Raw genomic sequence first — 17119 nt, 5'->3', positions numbered from 1 at the left:
GGAGCCGGTTCAGCCGGAGAGGGAGGGTCGGATGCGCCGCTATGCGAGGACCTTGGTCGCGGTCGCCCTGGCGACCACCGTCGTGTCAGGGACCGCCGGCTGGGCGTCGGGAAACGCCCAGCAGGCACTGACGGGGCCGCCTCCCGGCACCGCCGCCTGGCGGTCGGATCACGTACTGGGGCGGGAGCTGCCCGATCCGGCGCGGGACACGCCCGCCGAAGTGGCGGGGTTCTTCGCCGGGTTGGGCGAGAGGGACCAGGAGTCCCTGGTCGCACGGCATCCGCTCGTCGTCGGAAACCTCGACGGCGCACCCGTCGAACTCCGCTACCGGGCCAACGCCCTGGCCCTGAAGTCCGATCCCGACCCCCGTTACGCAAGTCTGGCCGCGGACCCGCACCGCCGGATCCTCGCGTTCGATCCGCGCGGCCGCGGCCAGGTCGCCGAGGTCTTCGGGGACCTGGCCGCGGCGGACCACGTGTCGGTCGTGGTGCCGGGTTCGGACATCGACGCCGGGACCTTCGACCGTACGAGCGATGTGTACGGAACCCCGGCCGGCATGGCCAGGTCGCTGTACGCGCAGACCGGTCCGGGCAGTGCGGTGATCGCCTGGGCCGGGTACACCACGCCCGTCGGCGTCGGCGTGGACGCCGCGACCGGCTCGCTCGCCGAGGCCGGCGCGGACCGCCTGACCCGGTTCACGGACGGGCTCGCCGCCACCGGCGTGCCCGAGCCCACGGTGTTCTGCCACAGCTACGGCTCCGTCGTCTGCGGCCTCGCCGCGCCCCGGCTGCACGCCGGCGACCTGGTCGTCCTCGGCTCGCCCGGGATGCGCGCGGACGACGTCGGCGATCTGCACACCGATGCCCGGGTGTGGGCCGCCAAGGATCCCGACGACTGGATCGACAACGTCCCGAACGTCGAGTTCGCGGGGCTCGGCCACGGTGCCGACCCGACCTCCCCGGAGTTCGGCGCCCGTCGGGTGCCCGCCGGTGACGCCCATGGCCACACGGGCTACTTCGCCCCCGGCACCGAGTCCCTCCACGCCTTCGCCGCGATCGCAGAAGGCACCTTCACGGACGGGGATGTCCGATGAGCCTGCCCGCCCTCGCCTCCCGTATCGAGGCCCGCACCCCGGACCACCGCGACCGCGCCCTCGACGGTCTGCGCGCCCTGGCCCTGCTCGCCGTCCCCACCGGCCACTGGCTGCTCGGCGGATTCCGGCTCGACGGCGGTGGCGCCCTGCACAACGCCAGTCCGCTCTCGGCCTTCGGCGCACTCGCCCCGATCAGCTGGGTGCTCCAGATGCTGGGCGTCTTCTTCCTGGTCGGCGGGTACGCCTCGGTGCTCTCCTACCGACGGAGGAAGTCGACGACGGGCGCCTGGCTGCGCGGGCGGATGGCCCGTCTCGGCCGGCCGGTGCTCGGGGTGACGGCCGTCTGGGCGGTGCTGATCCCGGTGCTGCACGCGTTCGGGGTGCCGGGCGACACGCTGCGGACCGGGTCGACGCTGGTGATCCAGCCGCTCTGGTTCGTCGGCGTGTACGCGGTGGTCACCGCGCTGACGCCGTACTGCGTCCGCACGTCGAGAAGGCTCGGCGGCTGGGCCGCGGCCCCGTTGCTCGGCGCGGTCGCCGCCGTCGACCTGCTGCGTTACGGGCCGCTCGGTGACTCCATGCCCTCCTGGCTGAGCCTGCTCAACATCGTTCCCGGCTGGCTCTTCGCGTACCAGCTCGGTGTCTCCTGGGCCGAGGGGCGAATCGGGAAGCGGGGCGCCCGGTTGCTGCTCGTCGGCGGTGGCGTGCTGTTCGCCGCCCTGCTGCTGCTCTTCCACTACCCGGCGTCGATGGTCGGGGTACCGGGCGAGGCGCGTACCAACTCGCATCCCCCGTCGCTGCTGGTCCTCGCGCTGGGCGCCGCGCAGAGCGGTGCCGCGATCCTGCTGCACGGCCGGATCGGCCGGCTACTGCGCAGGCCGCTGGTGTGGGCGCCGGTCGTCGTCGTCAACCTGTCGGCGATGACGATTCTGTGCTGGCACCAGACGGCGATGCTGGCCGCTGCGGTCCCGGTGTCCTTCGCGGGGTCGGTGCCGGGGCTGACGACCGGTCCGGACACGGTCGGCTGGATCCTGGCCCGGCTGGCCTGGATGCCGGTGTTCGCGGGGCTGCTGGTGCTGATCGCCCGGTACGCGCGGAGGTTCGAGGCACCGTGGAAGGCGGGGACGCGGGCCGCGAACGCCCGCCGCGCGATGGCGGGGGTGCTCGCGGCGGGGTTCGCGGTGTTCGCGCTGGGGCTGGCGTGAGGGCGGGCGCGCCAAGCCCGGAGCGCTCCAAACATGTGGCGCGCGCACTCCATCAGATGTGGTGAACCCCGCAGCTCAGAGGGGGTGTTCGGGCAAATCGCCGCGCATGATGGCGTCGTTCCACCCCCCTTCCTCCGAGGAGTACACGCATGTCCGAGACGACCGAGCCCGACGTCGGTTCGTTCACCGTCAGCGCTCACCCGGCCGCCGAGCCGGTCGAGGTGCCCGAGCACGCCGAATGGCCTCTGCCGAACGGCTTCGCCTGGGTCTTCCCCGGGGAGGGAAACAACGGCAGCCTCGTTCGGCCCGTCATCATGGCCGACGGGTTCAACCTCGGCCGGAGCAAGCTCGACACGCTCTACCAGGGGCTGGAGGGCGGCGACTTCGCACTCGTCAGCGAGCTGCGCCGCCGCGGCAGGGACGTCATCCTCCTCGGCTTCGAGGAGCGCAGCGCGTCGATCCTGGACAACGCGGAGACGGCCATCGCCGCCATCCTGCGGACCAGGGCCGAGCAGGCGGGCGACACCCCGCTGGTCGTCGGCGGTTTCAGCATGGGCGGCATCGTCACCCGCTACGCGCTCGCCAAGCTCGAGATGCGGCGGATGGACCACCGGACCGCCCTGTACTTCTCCTACGACAGCCCGCACCGTGGCGCTTCCATCCCGGTCGGGGTGCAGGCGTTCTCGCACTTCATCCCGTTCGCGAACGACTTCGCGAAGCAGATGGACAGCCCGGCCGCGCGCCAGATGCTGTGGCGCCACTACGACAAGGACAGCGGCACGATCGGGGTCGCCCCGGAGCGCACGGAGTTCCTGGCCGCGCTGGACCGGGTCGGCGGCTGGCCGCGCATCCCGAGGACGCTGGCCCTGGCGAACGGCCGCGCCGACGGGGTCGGCCTGCCGGAGGTGACGCCCGGCGACATCGCGCTGAAGATCGACCGGATCTACCCGGGCACCACCTTCTACGCCCAGGCCCAGGGCAACGACGTGACGGCCGCCCAGCTGAACCGCAGGTTCCCCAAGGACGAGCAGACCGTCACCACCAACGGCTTCCCGGAGATCGACGGCGCGCCGGGCGGAACGCTGCACACGTACAAGATCCTCGCCGACACCATCAAGAAGCTCGGCGGCACGACGGACCTCCGGTACGAGAACGTGTGCTTCGTCCCCTCGGTCAGCGCGGTCGCGATCCGCGATGTCGAGAAGCAGGACGACCTGTACGTGAACATCGACAAGCTCGAAGCTCAGGAGAGCGAGGTGGACGAGTTCCTCTGCTCGTCCACGACGACCGGGCACACGATCATCACCGAGGAGCTGTGCACCTGGCTCCTGGACCGCCTGCCCGGCTGATCCCGCTCACGCGCCTGTCCGGTGCGGCCGCCCGCCGCACCGGACAGGCGCTGCGCGCTACTCGCGGGCGGTGGCCGTCGAGCTCATGTCCGGGTAGCGGTCCCCCGCCACCTGGCCCGCGATGGGCTCCAGGAGCGCCAGTTCGCCGGCCGTCAGGGTGAGCCGGGTCGCGCCGACGTTCTCCAGCAGGCGGCTGCTCTTGCGCGTACCGGGGATCGGCACCACGGCGAGCCCGTGCACCTGGGCCCTCTGCTGCACCCAGGCGAGCGCCACCTGGGCGGCGGTCGCCCCGTGCGCGGCGGCGATCTTGTGGACCGGCTCCAGGAGCGCGGCGTTCGTCTTCGCGTTGTCGCCGGTGAAGCGCGGCTGGAACTGCCGGAAGTCGTTCTTCGCCAGGTCCTTGCCCGCGTCCGCGAACGCCCCGGTCAGGAACCCCCGGCCGAGCGGCGAGTACGGCACGAACGTCACGCCCAGCTCCACGGCGGCGGGCACGGCGCTGTGCTCGACGTCCCGGCTGAAGAGCGACCACTCCGACTGGAGGGCGGCGATGGGGTGCACGGCGTGCGCCTCGCGCAGCTCCGCGCCCGTCACCTCACTCAGCCCGAGTTGCTTGACCTTGCCCTGCTGCACCAGCTCGGCCATCGCACCGACGGACTCCGCCAGCGGTACGGACGGGTCGCGGCGGTGCATGTAGTAGAGGTCGATGACGTCGGTGTTCAGCCGGCGAAGGCTGTTCTCGACGGCCTGACGGATGTAGGCGGGGTCGTTGCGCACACCCCGGTAGTGCGGGTCGTCGTCGCGCCGCTCGATGGCGAACTTGGTGGCGAGGGTGATCTCGTCCCGGTGCGCGCCGACGAAGGGCGCGATGAACGTCTCGTTGGCGCCGCTTCCGTAGATGTCGGCGGTGTCGAAGAGCGTGACGCCGGCCGCGAGAGCCGTCTCCAGCGTTTCGTGGGCGGCGGCCTCGTCGGTGTCGCCGTAGAACTCGCTCATGCCCATGCAGCCGAGGCCCTGGACGCCGACCTGCGGGCCGTTCTTGCCGAGTTCCGCGGTCTCGATCTTCTTGTCACTCATCAGGCACTGGGCCTTTCCGGCGCCCGCTGGGCGCCTGCGTAGAACTCGATCTTGTAGTCGAGGACGGCGAGGGTGTCCTGGAGCTCCGCGATCCGCGTCCTCACGTCGCGGCGGGTCGCCTCCAGCAGTTCCTTGCGCTCGTCGAAGGTGTGGTCGCCCTCGCGCAGCAGCTCCGCGTACCGGACCATGTCGGCGACCGGCATGCCGGTCAGCCGCAGCTTGCCCACGAAGCCGAGCCAGTCCAGGTCGGCGTTGGTGAAGCGGCGCTGTCCCGTGTGCGAGCGGTCGACGTGCGACATCAGCCCGATCCGCTCGTACCAGCGCAGCGTGTGGGCGCTCAGCCCGGTGAAGGCGGCCACCTCGCTGATGGTGTAGCGGTCCTGTCCTTCGGGTCGCGGGTGGGGCCGGGGGCCCGACGCGCAGGTGTCCACCCCTGCCGAAGTGGTCTCCGTCGCCGTCACCGTCTCCGTCACCGTCATGCCCTCCACGCTAGAACCCTGGAGTGCACTCTAAGCAAGTGTCGCCGGATGCGAGTTTCGGCCATTGACTCCGACGGCTAACACCGATAGCTTTTAGCTAACAACATTAGCTCCGACCCTGGAGGACGTCATGACCGAACACCTTGCTGTCGACGGTGGCACGATCGCTTACGAGGTGGCGGGGTCCGGTCCGCTGATCGTCCTCGCGCACGGCATGGGTGACAGCCGCGCCGCGTACCGCACGGTGGTCCCTTCGCTCGTGGCGGCGGGCTACCGGGTCGCCTCGGTCGACCTGCGCGGCTGCGGCGAGTCCAGCACCGTCTGGCCGGACTGGAGCCGCACCGCCATCGCCGGTGATCTGCTCGCGGTGATCCGCCACCTGGGCGGCCCGGCCGTGCTCGTCGGACACTCGATCTCCGGCGGTGCCGCCACGATCGCCGCGGCGCGGGAACCCTCGCTGGTCACCGCGGTCGTCGAGTTGGCACCGTTCACGCGCAAGCAGTCGGTCCGCCTCGGCGACCTGCGGGTGAAGCGCTTCCGGCAGGGCATGCTGCGCCTGCTCGGCGCGGGCGTGCTCGGCAGCGTGCCGCTGTGGCGCGCGTACCTCGACGTGGCCTACCCCGGGGTGAAGCCGGCCGACTGGGACGAGCGGCTCGACCGCGTCGGCTCACTGCTGCGCGAGCCCGGCCGGATGAAGGCGCTGCAGGGCATGGGCCGCTCCGCCCCGACCGACGCCGGCGCGCAACTCGGCAACGTCCGCTGCCCGGTCCTGGTCGTGATGGGCACGCTCGACCCCGACTGGACCGACCCGCACGCCGAGGGCTCGGCGGTCATCGGCGACCTGCCGTCCGGTCTCGGCCGCCTGGAGATGATCGAGGGTGCCGGGCACTACCCGCACGACCAGTTCCCCGACCAGGTGGTCTCCCTCATGCTCTCCTTCCTCGGCTCGGACGCCTCCCGTGCCTAGGGCGGGCCTGGACCCGACGGCCGTGGTCGCGGCCGGTGCGGCCCTCGCCGACGAGGTGGGCCTCGGCAACCTGACGATGGGAGCGCTGGCCCAGCGCGTGGGCGTGCGCACCCCCTCCCTGTACAAACACGTGAGCGGCCAGGAAGACCTCAACCGCCGCATCGCGGTACTGGCGTTGAGCGAGGCGGCCGATGCCGTCGGCGGGGCGATCCAGGGGTATGCGGGCCGCGACGCCCTGGCGGCCGCCGCGCGCGCCTTCCGCGCCTTCGTGGTGGAGCACCCCGGCCGGTACGCCGCGACGATCGGCGTGGAGGCGTCCGGCGTGGAGGCGTCCGGCCCGGACGATCCGCTGGCCGGCGCCGGACGACGGCTGCTCGACGCGTTCTCGGCGGTGCTGCGCGGCTACGGGATCGCGGAACCGGACACGGACCACGCCCTGCGCATGCTCCGCAGCTTCTTCCACGGATTCGCCACGCTGGAAGCGGGGGGCGGCTTCCGGTGGAGCACCGACATCGACGAAAGCCTGGAGTGGCTGATCGCCTTCACCGACCGGGGCCTGCGCACTCTGTGAGCAGGCGGAAGGGCACTAACCTCTCAGGTATGCAGAGCCTGGCGATGATCGAGAACTGGCCCGTCCCCACCGCGGCGGCGGCCGTCGTACGAGCGGACGGGACGGTGGCCGGTACGCACGGTCCGACCGCGCACCGCTTCCCGCTCGCCTCCGTCACCAAGCCGCTTGCGGCGTACGCGGCACTGGTGGCGTACGAGGAGGGCGCGGTCGAGCTCGACGAACCGGCCGGCCCCGAGGGTTCCACGGTCCGGCACCTGCTCGCCCACACCAGCGGCCTCGCCTTCGACGAGCACCGGGTCACGGCCCCGCCCGGCACCCGGCGGCTGTACTCCAACGCGGGCTTCGAGGTTCTCGGCGACCACATCGCGAAGGCCACCGACATCCCGTTCGCGGAGTACCTGCGCCAGGCGGTACTGGAGCCGCTGGGCATGACCGCGACCACGCTGGACGGCTCCCCGGCCCGCGACGGAGTCTCGACGGTCGGGGACCTCGCGCGTTTCGCCGCCGAGGTCCAGACCCCGCGCCTGCTCGACCCGCGCACGGTGCTGGAGGCGCAGAGCGTCGTCCACCCCGGCCTGAAGGGCGTCCTGCCGGGATACGGCCACCAGAACCCCAACGACTGGGGCCTCGGCTTCGAGATCCGGGACCACAAGTCGCCTCACTGGACCGGTGGTTCGTCCTCCCCCGCGACCTTCGGACACTTCGGCCAGTCGGGCACGTTCCTGTGGATCGACCCGGCGGCGGGCGCGGCCTGCGTGGCACTCACCGACCGCGCGTTCGGCCCGTGGGCGGCCGAGGTGTGGCCGCCGTTCACGGACGCGGTGCTGGCGGAGCTGGCGGCGTAACCGGGTCGGCCGCGGGTCTCGGCGAGCCGGCCAGGCACTCGAACCACACCGCCTTGCCGCCGTCGCGGCGCACCTCCACACCTCACTTGTCGACGACGGCGCCTCATCGTCATCGGGGCCGGTGCGCGGCGCGACTTCGTGGAGGACCTCCGCGCGAAGTGACCATGTCCGGCCCCGCAGAGGACCACGCACTCAGAAAGCCGCCCCGCGCTCCAGTGCCTCGGCAACGTCACGGCGTGCCTGCATTGCAGGCCTTCGCTGGCTACGGTGCGACCACCAGGCATCGACGCGCGCTCGCCCGGTCGACGTATCCTGATCCGCTCGCAGTCGGTTGATCATGGGGGATGTATGTCGAAGTTCAGAGTGACGGTATGTCTGCCTGCGACTGCCACGGCCGATCCCGTTGCCGCCATTGCGGCTTCGATGCGTCCCTTCGACATGAACTTCGACCCCGCCACCGGGGATGACGGCTTCAACCCGCACGGCGAGTGGGACTCGTACCACATGTCGAGCTACGAAAACCTCGTCGCCCGCCCGGAGTACGACGGAGATACGCGCCTGCTGCATCAGCCGGTCTCACCGAATGGCGAGACACGTCCGCGAGGATCATTGCGCTGCGACGGGGGGCCACGCGGGCTCCTCGATCTGGAGGGCATGCGTGCGATCAGCGCTGCGGAAGCAGCAGCAACCTGGGCGGTCTGGGCCCGCTTCAGCGCCGAGTACCCGCCCGCCGAGCCTCTGTCGGCGTTTCTCGACCGCTACGGTGCATCCCTCGACGCCCCCTCCCCCGACCTGGACCGGGCCAAGCACGAGCACCTGGCCCAACCCTTGGTGCAGGCCCTTGCCCAGTACGCGGTCACCGCGGGGGACAGGCACTATCCGAACAGTCTCGTCATGCGGGACCCTGTCGACTTGTTCGCCTGTGGCAAGCACGACTACGTGGAGGGCGTGGCTGCTCTGGCTGTGCCCACTTTCGCACTGCTGACTCTCGACGGGCAGTGGACCGATTCCTGGAACGCGGGTCCGCTGGGGCGGTTCCGGCCGCGCGAGTCCGAGGCCGAGGCGTACTGGCGCCTTGCCGACACCTACCTGCGGAACCTGCCCGAGGACGCTCTGATCGTCCAACTCCTCTGCCATTCCTGAATGGTTGTGGCGCCAGAAAGGCGTGCCGACGGAAGGCGACCACGCTGCAGCCACGCAACTATTGAACGCGTTCAGTACCGAGCGTAGGGTGTCGTCAGTGGACGCCCTCACGGCGCGTGGAGGCATGTGCCCGGGGGCCGGGGGCGAGATGGCGCAACTGCGGGACAGGCGTGCGGCGAACCGGCAGGGCGCGGCACCGTCGTCGGTGTCGATGGCCGTCATGTGTGTGGTCATCGCCGCACTCGTGCCGGCATGGACCGCACGGTCCGGCGACGGCCCCTCGCCCGGAGTCGCCACGCTCCCCCTCGCACTGGCGCTCGGACTGCCGGCCCTGCTGGGTGCGAGCGCGTTGCTGACAGCCGTGTACGTTCTGCCGACCGTGGCCCTGGGGCATTGGTTCGGGCGGCTCGCAGGCCAGGGAAGACGGTGGTGGTGGGTGGCGGCGAGCACCGCACTGGGGATGCTGCCCGCGGCCGCCCTGACCGTGATGGTCCGTGTGCTGCAGAGCGGAAGCCTCGCTTGGCAGCAACTCGCCCTGGACGGTCGGCTGTTCGCCGGCGCAGTCGGGGCGGCTTCGACACCGGCCTCCGTCGCCGTCCACATGACCATGCTGCGTGAAGACGCAGGAAGCCCGGTCCGGCCGGTCGGCGGCATCCTCCTCTGGGGGACCCTTGCGCTGTCCGCCGAGGTCACGGTGTGCCTGGCGTACCTATGAGCTGCCACCTACCCGTCAGCGACTCGAACCCGACGAGGACGGCGAGCCATGAACATTACTCACGATGACTGGCGCCAGGGGGGCCCGTGGTGGCTCATGCGATGTCTGGGCAGGTACCTCCTGGCGTTCCTCCTCCTGGCGCCGGCGCTCAGCCTGCTGTTTCCGGCCAAGGACTCCACGGGACCGGACGGCGCCCCGCCGTATAGACAAGGCGTCGCCGCTGCGATCTTCGTGACCTGGATCATGCTGACAGTGGTGGGTATCTGGACAGTGATCGTCCTGCTGGTCCTCGTCGGCCTCAGGCGTCGCATGGAACCGCCCCCGTTCCGTGGCCTGGCCGGCTTCCTGCTCTGTCTGCCGCTGTTCCTGATGCCGCTGCTCGGAGGGCCCTCGGTCACGCTGATCTATTTCACCGTGCATGTACTGTTTGCCGCCCTGTTCATGCCGACTGCCGGCGCGGTCCGGTCGTGAATTCGTCGTGCCCGAGCCGGGTCGAACCCGCATCCGCGCAAGGGGAGCCGGGCAGGCCCCAGGGCCAACGGTGCCGGCTCTTGCAGTCGGTTCCGGGTGGGAGATACTTCCGATCCACCGCCTGATCACCGGACGGCGGCGGGTCCTGAAAGGCTCATCATGCGACTCACCAAGCGGCACCGCGCCGCGCTTGCGGCAGCCCTGCTCGGCACCGCTCTCGGCGTCACCCCGCTGACCACGGCCAACGCCGCCGCTGTCGCGATGACTCTGCGCACCTCGGACACCATCGACACGGTCGGCACCGCCGAGGACATCGACATCACCCTCACCACGCCGCCCACCGCCGACAGCTTCGTAGAACTCACTCTTGGCACCGAGAACGCGGCCCACCTGACCGTCACCGACGACGACGGGACCGTCCTGGCCCATGAGCCCGTGTACGCCTCCGACTCCCTGGCCACCTTCCGCTTCGGCGAGGAGGACAGCGACCACGACGGCATACCCGGTGCCGCCCTCGCTCCGGGCACCCTCCATGTGCGGGTCACGGCGGACGGGCATGTGGGGCCCAGCCTCAATATCAACGCCAATTACATCGACGGCGCCAAGGGCAATCGACTGCCGATCAATCCCGCCCATGCCCTGATCAACATCAAGCAGCCGTATCTCGGTGCGTTCTGGAGCAGGCCCCGCGGGTCCACGGTCTCCGTCGGGATGGCCGATCCCGCTGAGTGCCGCCTGGACACGCGGATGGATCTGAGTGCCCCACCGGCTTCCACGCGCACCCGGCTGACGTTCACCGCACAGCAGATCGCCAAGACCGGGTACACCGCCGCCCAGCTGGCCCGGGACGTGCACGTTCAGGGCTCCGGCGACGGAGTCACCTACACCGATCGCCCTTGGACCATCGGCAGCGACGGCTCCCTCAGCCTGGACGTCTCCGAGCACACCTGGGCGGCAGACACCGTCAAGACGAGCGACTACCTGCGTGTCACGGCGGTCCGGGGACTGCCCATCGGATATCTCAAGGGCGCCTTCCAGGCCTTCGCCCCGGACGGAACCCAGGTCAGCCAGAGCCCGGAGACCCTCGAGTTCATCGACCAGGCGGCGTTCTACGGCCGGGACAGTTCCGGCGTCCTCTGGCAGTACCAGTCCGACGACTCCCGCTACTCCGCCTACCCCACCGCACGTGCCCGAGTCGGGGGCGGCTGGAACGCCTACGACGCGCTCACCAAGCTCTCCACTCTCAAGGCCGACGGCACCGGCGATCTCGTCGCCCGTGACAAGGCCGGCGTCCTCTGGCTCTACAAGGCCACCGGCAGGACCAGCGTGCCCTTCGCCTCTCGCAGCAGGGTCGGTGACGGCTGGAACGCCTACACCCGGCTCGCCGGGCCCGGCGACCTCACCGGCGACGGCAAGGCCGACTTGCTCGCCCGCGACAAGACCGGCGTCCTCTGGCTCTACCGCGGCACCGGCACGACCAGCACCCCCTTCGCCCACCGCACCCGTGTGGGTGGGGGCTGGAACACGTACACCCAGCTCGTGGGCGGGACCGACCTCACCGGTGACGACAGGGCCGATCTGGTCGCCCGCGACAGCGGTGGCGTGCTGTGGCTCTACCCCGGCACCGGCGGCGCAGGCGCCCCCTTCGCCGCCCGCACCCGCATCGGCGGGGGCTGGAACGCGTACACGCACCTCGTCAGCACCGGCGACCTCACCGCGGACGGCGTCAACGACCTGATCGCCACCGATCCCGACGGCGCCCTGTGGCTCTACACGGGCACCGGCGACGCCAAGGCACCGTTCACTGCCCGGACCCGGATCGGCAGGGGCTGGACCATCTACAACACCCTTACCTGATCCGGGCCCGGCGACCTCAGACCGTCGCCACCCGCCCCGCGTACCGCTGGGTCCAGCCGGTGCCGGTGTCGGCGGTGAGCACCACGTCGTAGTAGCCGTGCTCGGTCGGCCAGTGAACGACCCTGGAGGCGCCGCCGGGGACGGTGTACTTGCGGGTGCCGCCGGCGTAGTCGTTGGCCTTCAGGGTGTAGCGGACGGGGTGCTTGCCGTCGTTGCGCAGGCGGAGCGCGACCACCGCGCGCCTGCCCCTGACCAGTTGCGCCTCGACGCGCGGAACGCCGATGTGCTTCGTGCTCGCGCTCTCGGGAATGACCTGCCCGGCGAACGAGCGCAGGAAGCCGTCGGGCCCGTAGACGGAGAAGGCGTACTTGCCGTCGGTCGTGTTCGTGTCCCAGGCGTACGAGCGGGGGGACGACTCGCTGACCGTGTACGGGGTGTTGGCGAACGGGAGGTACTGGTCGGGGAAGACCTGGAGGCTCACCGCCTTGCCCTCGGGGCCGCCGGCCAGCGTCATGGACGCGGTCACCGTGCCGGTGGCGCGGTCCTCGGTGAACGTGGCGTGCGGGTGGAAGGAGAGGCCTCGGGGTTCCATCCGGTCACGCGGCGGCTTCGGCGGGGTGCCGGTCACCGGGTCGGCGATGACGACCGGGCCCGGGCGCGGGTGCGCGAAGTCGATCGCGCTGGTCAGGTCGCCGGCGATCGAGCGGCGCCACTCCGTGATGTTCGGGCAGGTGAACGGCTTGCCCAGGTGGGCGGCCCAGGTCTCCAGGAACTTCACCGTCGAGGTGTGGTCGAACACCTCCGACGCGACGTAACCGCCCCGGGTCCACGGCGAGACCAGCAGCATCGGTACGCGGGGGCCGAACCCGTACGGAGTGGCGCCGGAGAACTCGCCAGGTGTGCCCTCCTCCGGGCGCGGGGGCAGGACGTGGTCGAACTTTCCGTCGTTCTCGTCGTAGGTGATGATCACCAGGGTGTGGTTCCAGATGTCCTCGTTGCTCTGGAGCGTCTTGAGGATCTTGTTCATGTAGCGCTCGCCGTGCACCGTGTCGAAGCCCGGGTGCTCGCTCCACGCGGCGGGCATCACCACCCAGGAGACCTCGGGGAGAGGGTGCTCGGCGCCCGGTTCGCAGGCGGCGATCAGGTCGCGGAGCACCGCGTCCAGGTTCGCCTCGGAGTCGTCGTTGGGCGTCGTGGCGCCTTCGTAGACGAAGGAGTTGGCCTTCCAGATCTTGCCGGTGCCGGGTTCGAGGTCGGCCTCGTCCGCCGTGCGGGGGTCGAACGCGGCGAAGCTGTTGGTGACGTTGCAGCCGTACTCGCCGACGTAACCGTTCTGGAGACTGCCGCCGACGCCGTTGCCGCTGTTGTCGGAGTAGACCCGCCAGTCGATGCCTGCCTGCTGGAGCTGCGCGGGGACCGTGGCCCAGGTACGGGAGTAGTTGTTCTGGCCGGCGTTGGTGACCTCGCCGCCGCCCGAACCGGTCATCAGGTAGTAGCGGTTCGGGATGGTCGGCCCGTGCATGGAGCAGAAGTTCATGTCGCAGACGGTGTAGTGGGAGGCCAGCGAGTACATCCACGGCATGTAGTCGGGGGTGTAGTACCACATGCAGTGGTCGCCCTTGTCCTTCACCCAGGTGTCCCACCGACCGCCGTTGGCACCGTAGAAGTTGTGCTTGTCGCTCCAGGTGGCGGTCGACACGGCGGGCGTCACGATGGCGCCGGTGGCGTCGCGTTGCTGGAAGACGGTGGTGCCGTCCTGGAACTTCAGGACCTGCTTGTCGTCGTGTCCGCGCACACCGCGCAGCTGACCGAGGTAGTGGTCGAAGGACCGGTTCTCCTGCATCAGGATCACGACGTGCTTCAGATCGGATATGTCGCCTTTGAAGCCCTTGGGAAGGTGGTACTCGGCCGCACTGGCCTGCGCCCCGCCGACCGCCTCGGCGACCGGGCCGGCGGCGATCGCACCGAGGCCGACGGCGGCCGTCTGGAGCATCCGGCGCCGCGTGATGCGGAATTCGCCTGTGTTCTCGCCGGTGGCACTGTTCTCGGTGTCGGGACTCGGGGACTCGGCGGTGTGGAGGATCATCAGGGGCACCTCTGGGGGAGAGTGATTCGGGGGGGAACTTCGGCGCGTGCCTGCGAAAACTAGGCCGCCGGAGAGAACGGCGGGCGAACCGTGGACGTATTCCTGAGGCACCGGCAGATTTCCACGGCCCTCGGCGCCGGGTCGAGACGCTGCACGGTGATAGCCGAAACTCGCGCCCTGTTGGCTTGTTGATCCGCCATGCCGCACCGGTAGTCGCTGATCACCGATGACCGCTACGCTGCCCGGCCATGGCCGACACAGTCCGCGCAACCACCTCCGACGTCCCGGCGCTCGCCGACGTCCTCGCCAGTGCGTACGCCGAGGACCCCGTCTGGTCCTGGCTGATGCCGCACGACCGGGACCGGAGGCTACGGCTGCTGTTCACCGCGCACCTCGCCCAGCAGGTCCCGGCGGGCCGGGTGTGGACGGACGAGGACCGCACGGTGGCGGCGGTGTGGGCGGAGCCCGGGCAGTGGAAGCTGCCGGTGAGCTACCTGCTGCGCAACGCGGGGACGCTGCTGCGGGCATCCCGCTCCCAACTCCCCAGGACCGGGATGCGATTGCTCGCGATGGAGCACCGCCACCCGGCCGGTCCCGCGCACTGGTACGTCGAGTACGTCGGCACCCACGCGGACGCGCGCGGCACGGGGCGTGGCTCGCAGGTGCTGGGCGCGCTGCTGGAACAGGCCGACGCGGACGGGCGGCCGGTGTTCCTGGAGTCGAGCAACCGGCGCAATCTGACGTTCTACGAGCGGCACGGGTTCGCCCTGCACGAGGAGATGACGTTCCGGTCAGGGCCGCCGATGTGGTCGATGTGGCGACGGGAGCCCGGACGGTAAATGCTTTTGCGCCGGCGCCGACTTCGCGCACCCTGAGGAATGCATCCCGGTCGCGCTCAGGTCAGGGACCGGTTCGGAGCAGAAGGGTCCCATCCATGGGTGTGTACGACCGGCTGTTCGTGCCGGCACCGTCTCCGTGTTGCCAGTGCGGTGCGCAGGGGGACCTGGTCATCCAGTTCCACTTCGGGGACGTGTACCTGCACAGGTTCCGCGTCGGCGACACGATCGCCTGGTCGGACAGGGCCAAGGGGTCCCCTCGGACCGGCCGTTTCGAGATGCCCGGCTATCCGGAATGGTGCACGCGGTGCGGGTTCGACCCCGAGGAGCACTACCTCGTGCAGTTCGACGGTAACGTGATCGTCGGCTACCGCGAAGCGACCGAGGAGGACATGGAGAGATTCGACTGGTGACGGCGGCGAAGGACGGCGCGCCTCAGTCCGGCAGCTCCCACATCAGCACCTCCACCGCCCCGCCTCCGCCGACCAGTTCCAGCCCCGCCTCTCCACTGATCCGGGCCGCGTCGCCCGCCGCCAGTTCCTCCTCGCCGAGCGCGACCCCGCCTCGCACCACGTGCACGTACACCCGTGGCGCGTCCGGCACCGCCGTGCGCTCGCCCTCGGCCAGCCGGCGCACATGGAGCATCGCGCCGGCCTCAGGCAGGGCGTACGGGGTGGAGTCGGCGATGCCGGGGACGGTCGTGTACGAGGGGTCGCCGCCCGGCTCCAGGGGCGCGAGCCACATCTGGAGGAACGTCAACGGGCCTTCGCCGTCGTTGCGTTCGACGTGGCGGACGCCGGAGGCCGCGCTGAGGTGCTGGACGTCCCCGGGCCGTACCACGGTGGCGTGACCGGCCGAGTCCCGGTGGGTCAGCTCGCCCTCCACGACCCAGGTGACGATCTCGGTATGGCTGTGCGGGTGCTCCTCGAAACCGGCACCGGGGGCGAGGAGCTCCTCGTTGCAGGCCAGGATCGGGCCGAAGCGCAGGTTGTCGGGGTCGTAGAACGTGCCGAAGGAGAAGGAGTGCCGGGACTCGATGCCGGCCGCCCCGTCCCCGCCCCTGAAGCGGTCGCCCGAGCGACGTACGGAAATCACCCGTCCCACGGTAGCCCGGACGGGCGGGACGGGCGCCCGGCTCCCGTCTGCTACCCGGCGGTACGACCCGCCACCCGCCCCGCCCCTTCGGGCACGCGTCCGGATAGGGCAGTCTTGTCCCCGTGCCCCGACCCGATCCTGAGCAGCCCGCTGCGAACGCCGCCCATCTCCATGCCGCGACCCTGAAACGGCTGGAGCAGTCCTCCGGCCGGCTGGCCGCGAACGCGATCGCCCGCATGGACGAGTCGCTGCCTTGGTACCGGGCGATGCCACCGGAGAACCGGTCCTGGATCGGCCTGGTGGCCCAGGCCGGTATCGCCGCCTTCACCGAGTGGTTCCGGCATCCGGAGACCCCGCAGGCCATCTCGACCGATGTCTTCGGTACGGCTCCGCGTGAGCTGACCCGGGCGATCACGCTGCGGCAGACCGTCGAGATGGTGCGGACGACCATCGAGGTCATGGAGGCGGCGATCGACGAAGTCGCCGCGCCCGGCGACGAGTCGGTGCTGCGTGAGGCGCTGCTCGTCTACGCGCGGGAGATCGCCTTCGCGACCGCACAGGTGTACGCGCAGGCCGCCGAGGCCCGTGGCGCGTGGGACGCCCGGCTGGAATCGCTCGTCGTCAACGCGGTGCTGTCCGGCGAGGCCGACGAGGGCGCCGTGTCCCGGGCCGCCGCGCTCGGCTGGAACTCCCCCGAGCATGTGTGCGTGCTCCTCGGCACCGCCCCCGACGGGGACAGCGAGCTCACGGTGGAGGCGATCCGCCGCGCCGCCCGGCACGCCAAGCTCCAGGTCCTGACCGGGGTGCTGGGCAACCGCCTGGTCGTGATCGCCGGCGGCAGCGACAACCCGCTCCAGGTCGCGAAGGCGCTGATCGGCCCGTACGCGGCGGGCCCGGTCGTCGCCGGGCCCGTGGTGCCGGACCTGCTGGCCGCCACCCGGTCCGCGCAGGCGGCGGCCGCCGGGCTCAAGGCGTGCGGTGCCTGGCAGGACGCCCCGCGGCCGGTCCTCGCGGACGATCTGCTGCCGGAGCGCGCGATGGCGGGCGACCCGGCGGCACGGGATCAGTTGGTGGAGGAGATCTACAGACCGCTGGAAGAAGCAGGTTCTGCCCTCCTGGAGACGCTGAGTGTGTATCTGGAACAGGCGAGCAGCCTCGAAGGCGCCGCCAGGATGCTCTTCGTGCATCCCAACACCGTGCGCTACCGGCTCCGACGTGTGACAGACGTCACCGGCTGGTCCCCGTCCGATGTCCGTTCGGCGTTCACTCTGCGGATCGCCCTGATTCTGGGGCGTCTGGCCGACAGGGATCTCCAGTCCTAGACTTTTGTCGG

17 protein-coding genes are annotated in these 17119 nt (G+C 70.7%); 13 read left to right on the top strand and 4 right to left on the bottom strand.

From position 1 onward, the window contains the following. Positions 1 to 31: 31 nt before the first annotated feature. From OG959_RS27040 to OG959_RS27030, 3 genes are all read left to right on the top strand, one after another. A complete protein-coding gene (locus OG959_RS27040) occupies positions 32 to 1093 on the top strand; it encodes an alpha/beta hydrolase (RefSeq protein WP_326662552.1) in 1062 nt (353 codons plus the stop codon). Next, positions 1090 to 2298 (top strand): acyltransferase family protein, encoded by a 1209-nt coding sequence (locus tag OG959_RS27035; RefSeq protein WP_326662550.1) that lies wholly within the window; start codon positions 1090 to 1092, stop codon positions 2296 to 2298. Before OG959_RS27040 ends, OG959_RS27035 begins: the two co-directional genes overlap by 4 nt. Positions 2299 to 2447: 149 nt before the next feature. Beyond that, positions 2448 to 3647 (top strand): esterase/lipase family protein, encoded by a 1200-nt coding sequence (locus OG959_RS27030; RefSeq protein ID WP_326662548.1) that lies wholly within the window; start codon positions 2448 to 2450, stop codon positions 3645 to 3647. A gap of 57 nt (positions 3648 to 3704) precedes the next feature. Here the strand turns inward: OG959_RS27030 and OG959_RS27025 are convergent, their stop codons facing one another. Beyond that, positions 3705 to 4721: an aldo/keto reductase gene (locus OG959_RS27025; protein ID WP_326662546.1), complete on the bottom strand. Its 1017-nt coding sequence runs from the start codon at positions 4719 to 4721 to the stop codon at positions 3705 to 3707. Beyond that, the gene (locus OG959_RS27020; RefSeq protein WP_326662544.1) at positions 4721 to 5200 is read right to left on the bottom strand and encodes a MerR family transcriptional regulator; all 480 of its coding nucleotides are present in this window, start codon (positions 5198 to 5200) and stop codon (positions 4721 to 4723) included. Before OG959_RS27020 ends, OG959_RS27025 begins: the two co-directional genes overlap by 1 nt. 130 nt (positions 5201 to 5330) lie before the next feature. Here OG959_RS27020 and OG959_RS27015 point away from each other — a divergent pair, with 130 nt between their 5' ends. The 7 genes from OG959_RS27015 to OG959_RS26985 all read left to right on the top strand — a co-directional run bounded on the left by OG959_RS27015 (position 5331) and on the right by OG959_RS26985 (position 11769). Next, positions 5331 to 6167: an alpha/beta fold hydrolase gene (locus OG959_RS27015; RefSeq protein WP_326662542.1), complete on the top strand. Its 837-nt coding sequence runs from the start codon at positions 5331 to 5333 to the stop codon at positions 6165 to 6167. Between the two features lie 22 nt (positions 6168 to 6189). Then, entirely contained in the window at positions 6190 to 6738 is a 549-nt protein-coding gene (locus tag OG959_RS27010) for a TetR/AcrR family transcriptional regulator (RefSeq protein WP_326666630.1), read from the top strand. A gap of 29 nt (positions 6739 to 6767) precedes the next feature. Beyond that, complete coding sequence (locus OG959_RS27005; protein WP_326662540.1) at positions 6768 to 7583, top strand: serine hydrolase domain-containing protein; 816 nt, start codon at positions 6768 to 6770, stop codon at positions 7581 to 7583. Positions 7584 to 7931: 348 nt separating this feature from the next. Further along, positions 7932 to 8726: a hypothetical protein gene (locus OG959_RS27000; protein WP_326662538.1), complete on the top strand. Its 795-nt coding sequence runs from the start codon at positions 7932 to 7934 to the stop codon at positions 8724 to 8726. 97 nt (positions 8727 to 8823) lie between these two features. After that, positions 8824 to 9441 (top strand): hypothetical protein, encoded by a 618-nt coding sequence (locus OG959_RS26995; protein WP_326662536.1) that lies wholly within the window; start codon positions 8824 to 8826, stop codon positions 9439 to 9441. A gap of 48 nt (positions 9442 to 9489) precedes the next feature. Beyond that, a complete protein-coding gene (locus OG959_RS26990; RefSeq protein WP_326662534.1) occupies positions 9490 to 9912 on the top strand; it encodes a hypothetical protein in 423 nt (140 codons plus the stop codon). A 159-nt stretch (positions 9913 to 10071) separates the two neighbouring features. Beyond that, on the top strand, positions 10072 to 11769 hold the full coding sequence (locus OG959_RS26985; protein ID WP_326662531.1) for an FG-GAP-like repeat-containing protein: 1698 nt from the start codon (positions 10072 to 10074) through the stop codon (positions 11767 to 11769). A gap of 16 nt (positions 11770 to 11785) precedes the next feature. Here the strand turns inward: OG959_RS26985 and OG959_RS26980 are convergent, their stop codons facing one another. Then, complete coding sequence (locus tag OG959_RS26980; RefSeq protein ID WP_326662529.1) at positions 11786 to 13855, bottom strand: alkaline phosphatase family protein; 2070 nt, start codon at positions 13853 to 13855, stop codon at positions 11786 to 11788. Between the two features lie 248 nt (positions 13856 to 14103). On the opposite strand from OG959_RS26980, the gene OG959_RS26975 reads away from it, so the two are divergent. Together OG959_RS26975 and OG959_RS26970 are read left to right on the top strand one after the other, a co-directional pair. Further along, positions 14104 to 14694: a GNAT family N-acetyltransferase gene (locus tag OG959_RS26975; protein WP_326662527.1), complete on the top strand. Its 591-nt coding sequence runs from the start codon at positions 14104 to 14106 to the stop codon at positions 14692 to 14694. 95 nt (positions 14695 to 14789) lie between these two features. Further along, a complete protein-coding gene (locus OG959_RS26970) occupies positions 14790 to 15104 on the top strand; it encodes a hypothetical protein (protein ID WP_326662525.1) in 315 nt (104 codons plus the stop codon). A gap of 22 nt (positions 15105 to 15126) precedes the next feature. Here OG959_RS26970 and OG959_RS26965 read toward each other — a convergent pair whose 3' ends face one another. Then, complete coding sequence (locus OG959_RS26965; protein WP_326662524.1) at positions 15127 to 15786, bottom strand: pirin family protein; 660 nt, start codon at positions 15784 to 15786, stop codon at positions 15127 to 15129. 122 nt (positions 15787 to 15908) lie between these two features. Between OG959_RS26965 and OG959_RS26960 the strand changes: the two genes are divergently transcribed. After that, a complete protein-coding gene (locus tag OG959_RS26960) occupies positions 15909 to 17108 on the top strand; it encodes a PucR family transcriptional regulator (RefSeq protein WP_148017432.1) in 1200 nt (399 codons plus the stop codon). The last annotated feature ends 11 nt before the right edge of the window (positions 17109 to 17119 follow it).

The sequence above is a fragment of the Streptomyces sp. NBC_00385 genome (assembly GCF_035917155.1).
GTDB lineage: Bacteria > Actinomycetota > Actinomycetes > Streptomycetales > Streptomycetaceae > Streptomyces > Streptomyces poriferorum.
Note: the sequence above shows the minus strand (reverse complement) of the source record. Positions and strands in the feature narration are given on the sequence as shown.

Coding starts and splice junctions, on each gene's coding strand:
- OG959_RS27040 (WP_326662552.1), top strand. CDS start 32: ATGCGCCGCTATGCGAGGACCTTGGTCGCGGTCGCCCTGGCGACCACC.
- OG959_RS27035 (WP_326662550.1), top strand. CDS start 1,090: ATGAGCCTGCCCGCCCTCGCCTCCCGTATCGAGGCCCGCACCCCGGAC.
- OG959_RS27030 (WP_326662548.1), top strand. CDS start 2,448: ATGTCCGAGACGACCGAGCCCGACGTCGGTTCGTTCACCGTCAGCGCT.
- OG959_RS27025 (WP_326662546.1), bottom strand. CDS start 4,721: ATGAGTGACAAGAAGATCGAGACCGCGGAACTCGGCAAGAACGGCCCG.
- OG959_RS27020 (WP_326662544.1), bottom strand. CDS start 5,200: ATGACGGTGACGGAGACGGTGACGGCGACGGAGACCACTTCGGCAGGG.
- OG959_RS27015 (WP_326662542.1), top strand. CDS start 5,331: ATGACCGAACACCTTGCTGTCGACGGTGGCACGATCGCTTACGAGGTG.
- OG959_RS27005 (WP_326662540.1), top strand. CDS start 6,768: ATGCAGAGCCTGGCGATGATCGAGAACTGGCCCGTCCCCACCGCGGCG.
- OG959_RS27000 (WP_326662538.1), top strand. CDS start 7,932: ATGTCGAAGTTCAGAGTGACGGTATGTCTGCCTGCGACTGCCACGGCC.
- OG959_RS26990 (WP_326662534.1), top strand. CDS start 9,490: ATGAACATTACTCACGATGACTGGCGCCAGGGGGGCCCGTGGTGGCTC.
- OG959_RS26985 (WP_326662531.1), top strand. CDS start 10,072: ATGCGACTCACCAAGCGGCACCGCGCCGCGCTTGCGGCAGCCCTGCTC.
- OG959_RS26980 (WP_326662529.1), bottom strand. CDS start 13,855: ATGATCCTCCACACCGCCGAGTCCCCGAGTCCCGACACCGAGAACAGT.
- OG959_RS26975 (WP_326662527.1), top strand. CDS start 14,104: ATGGCCGACACAGTCCGCGCAACCACCTCCGACGTCCCGGCGCTCGCC.
- OG959_RS26970 (WP_326662525.1), top strand. CDS start 14,790: ATGGGTGTGTACGACCGGCTGTTCGTGCCGGCACCGTCTCCGTGTTGC.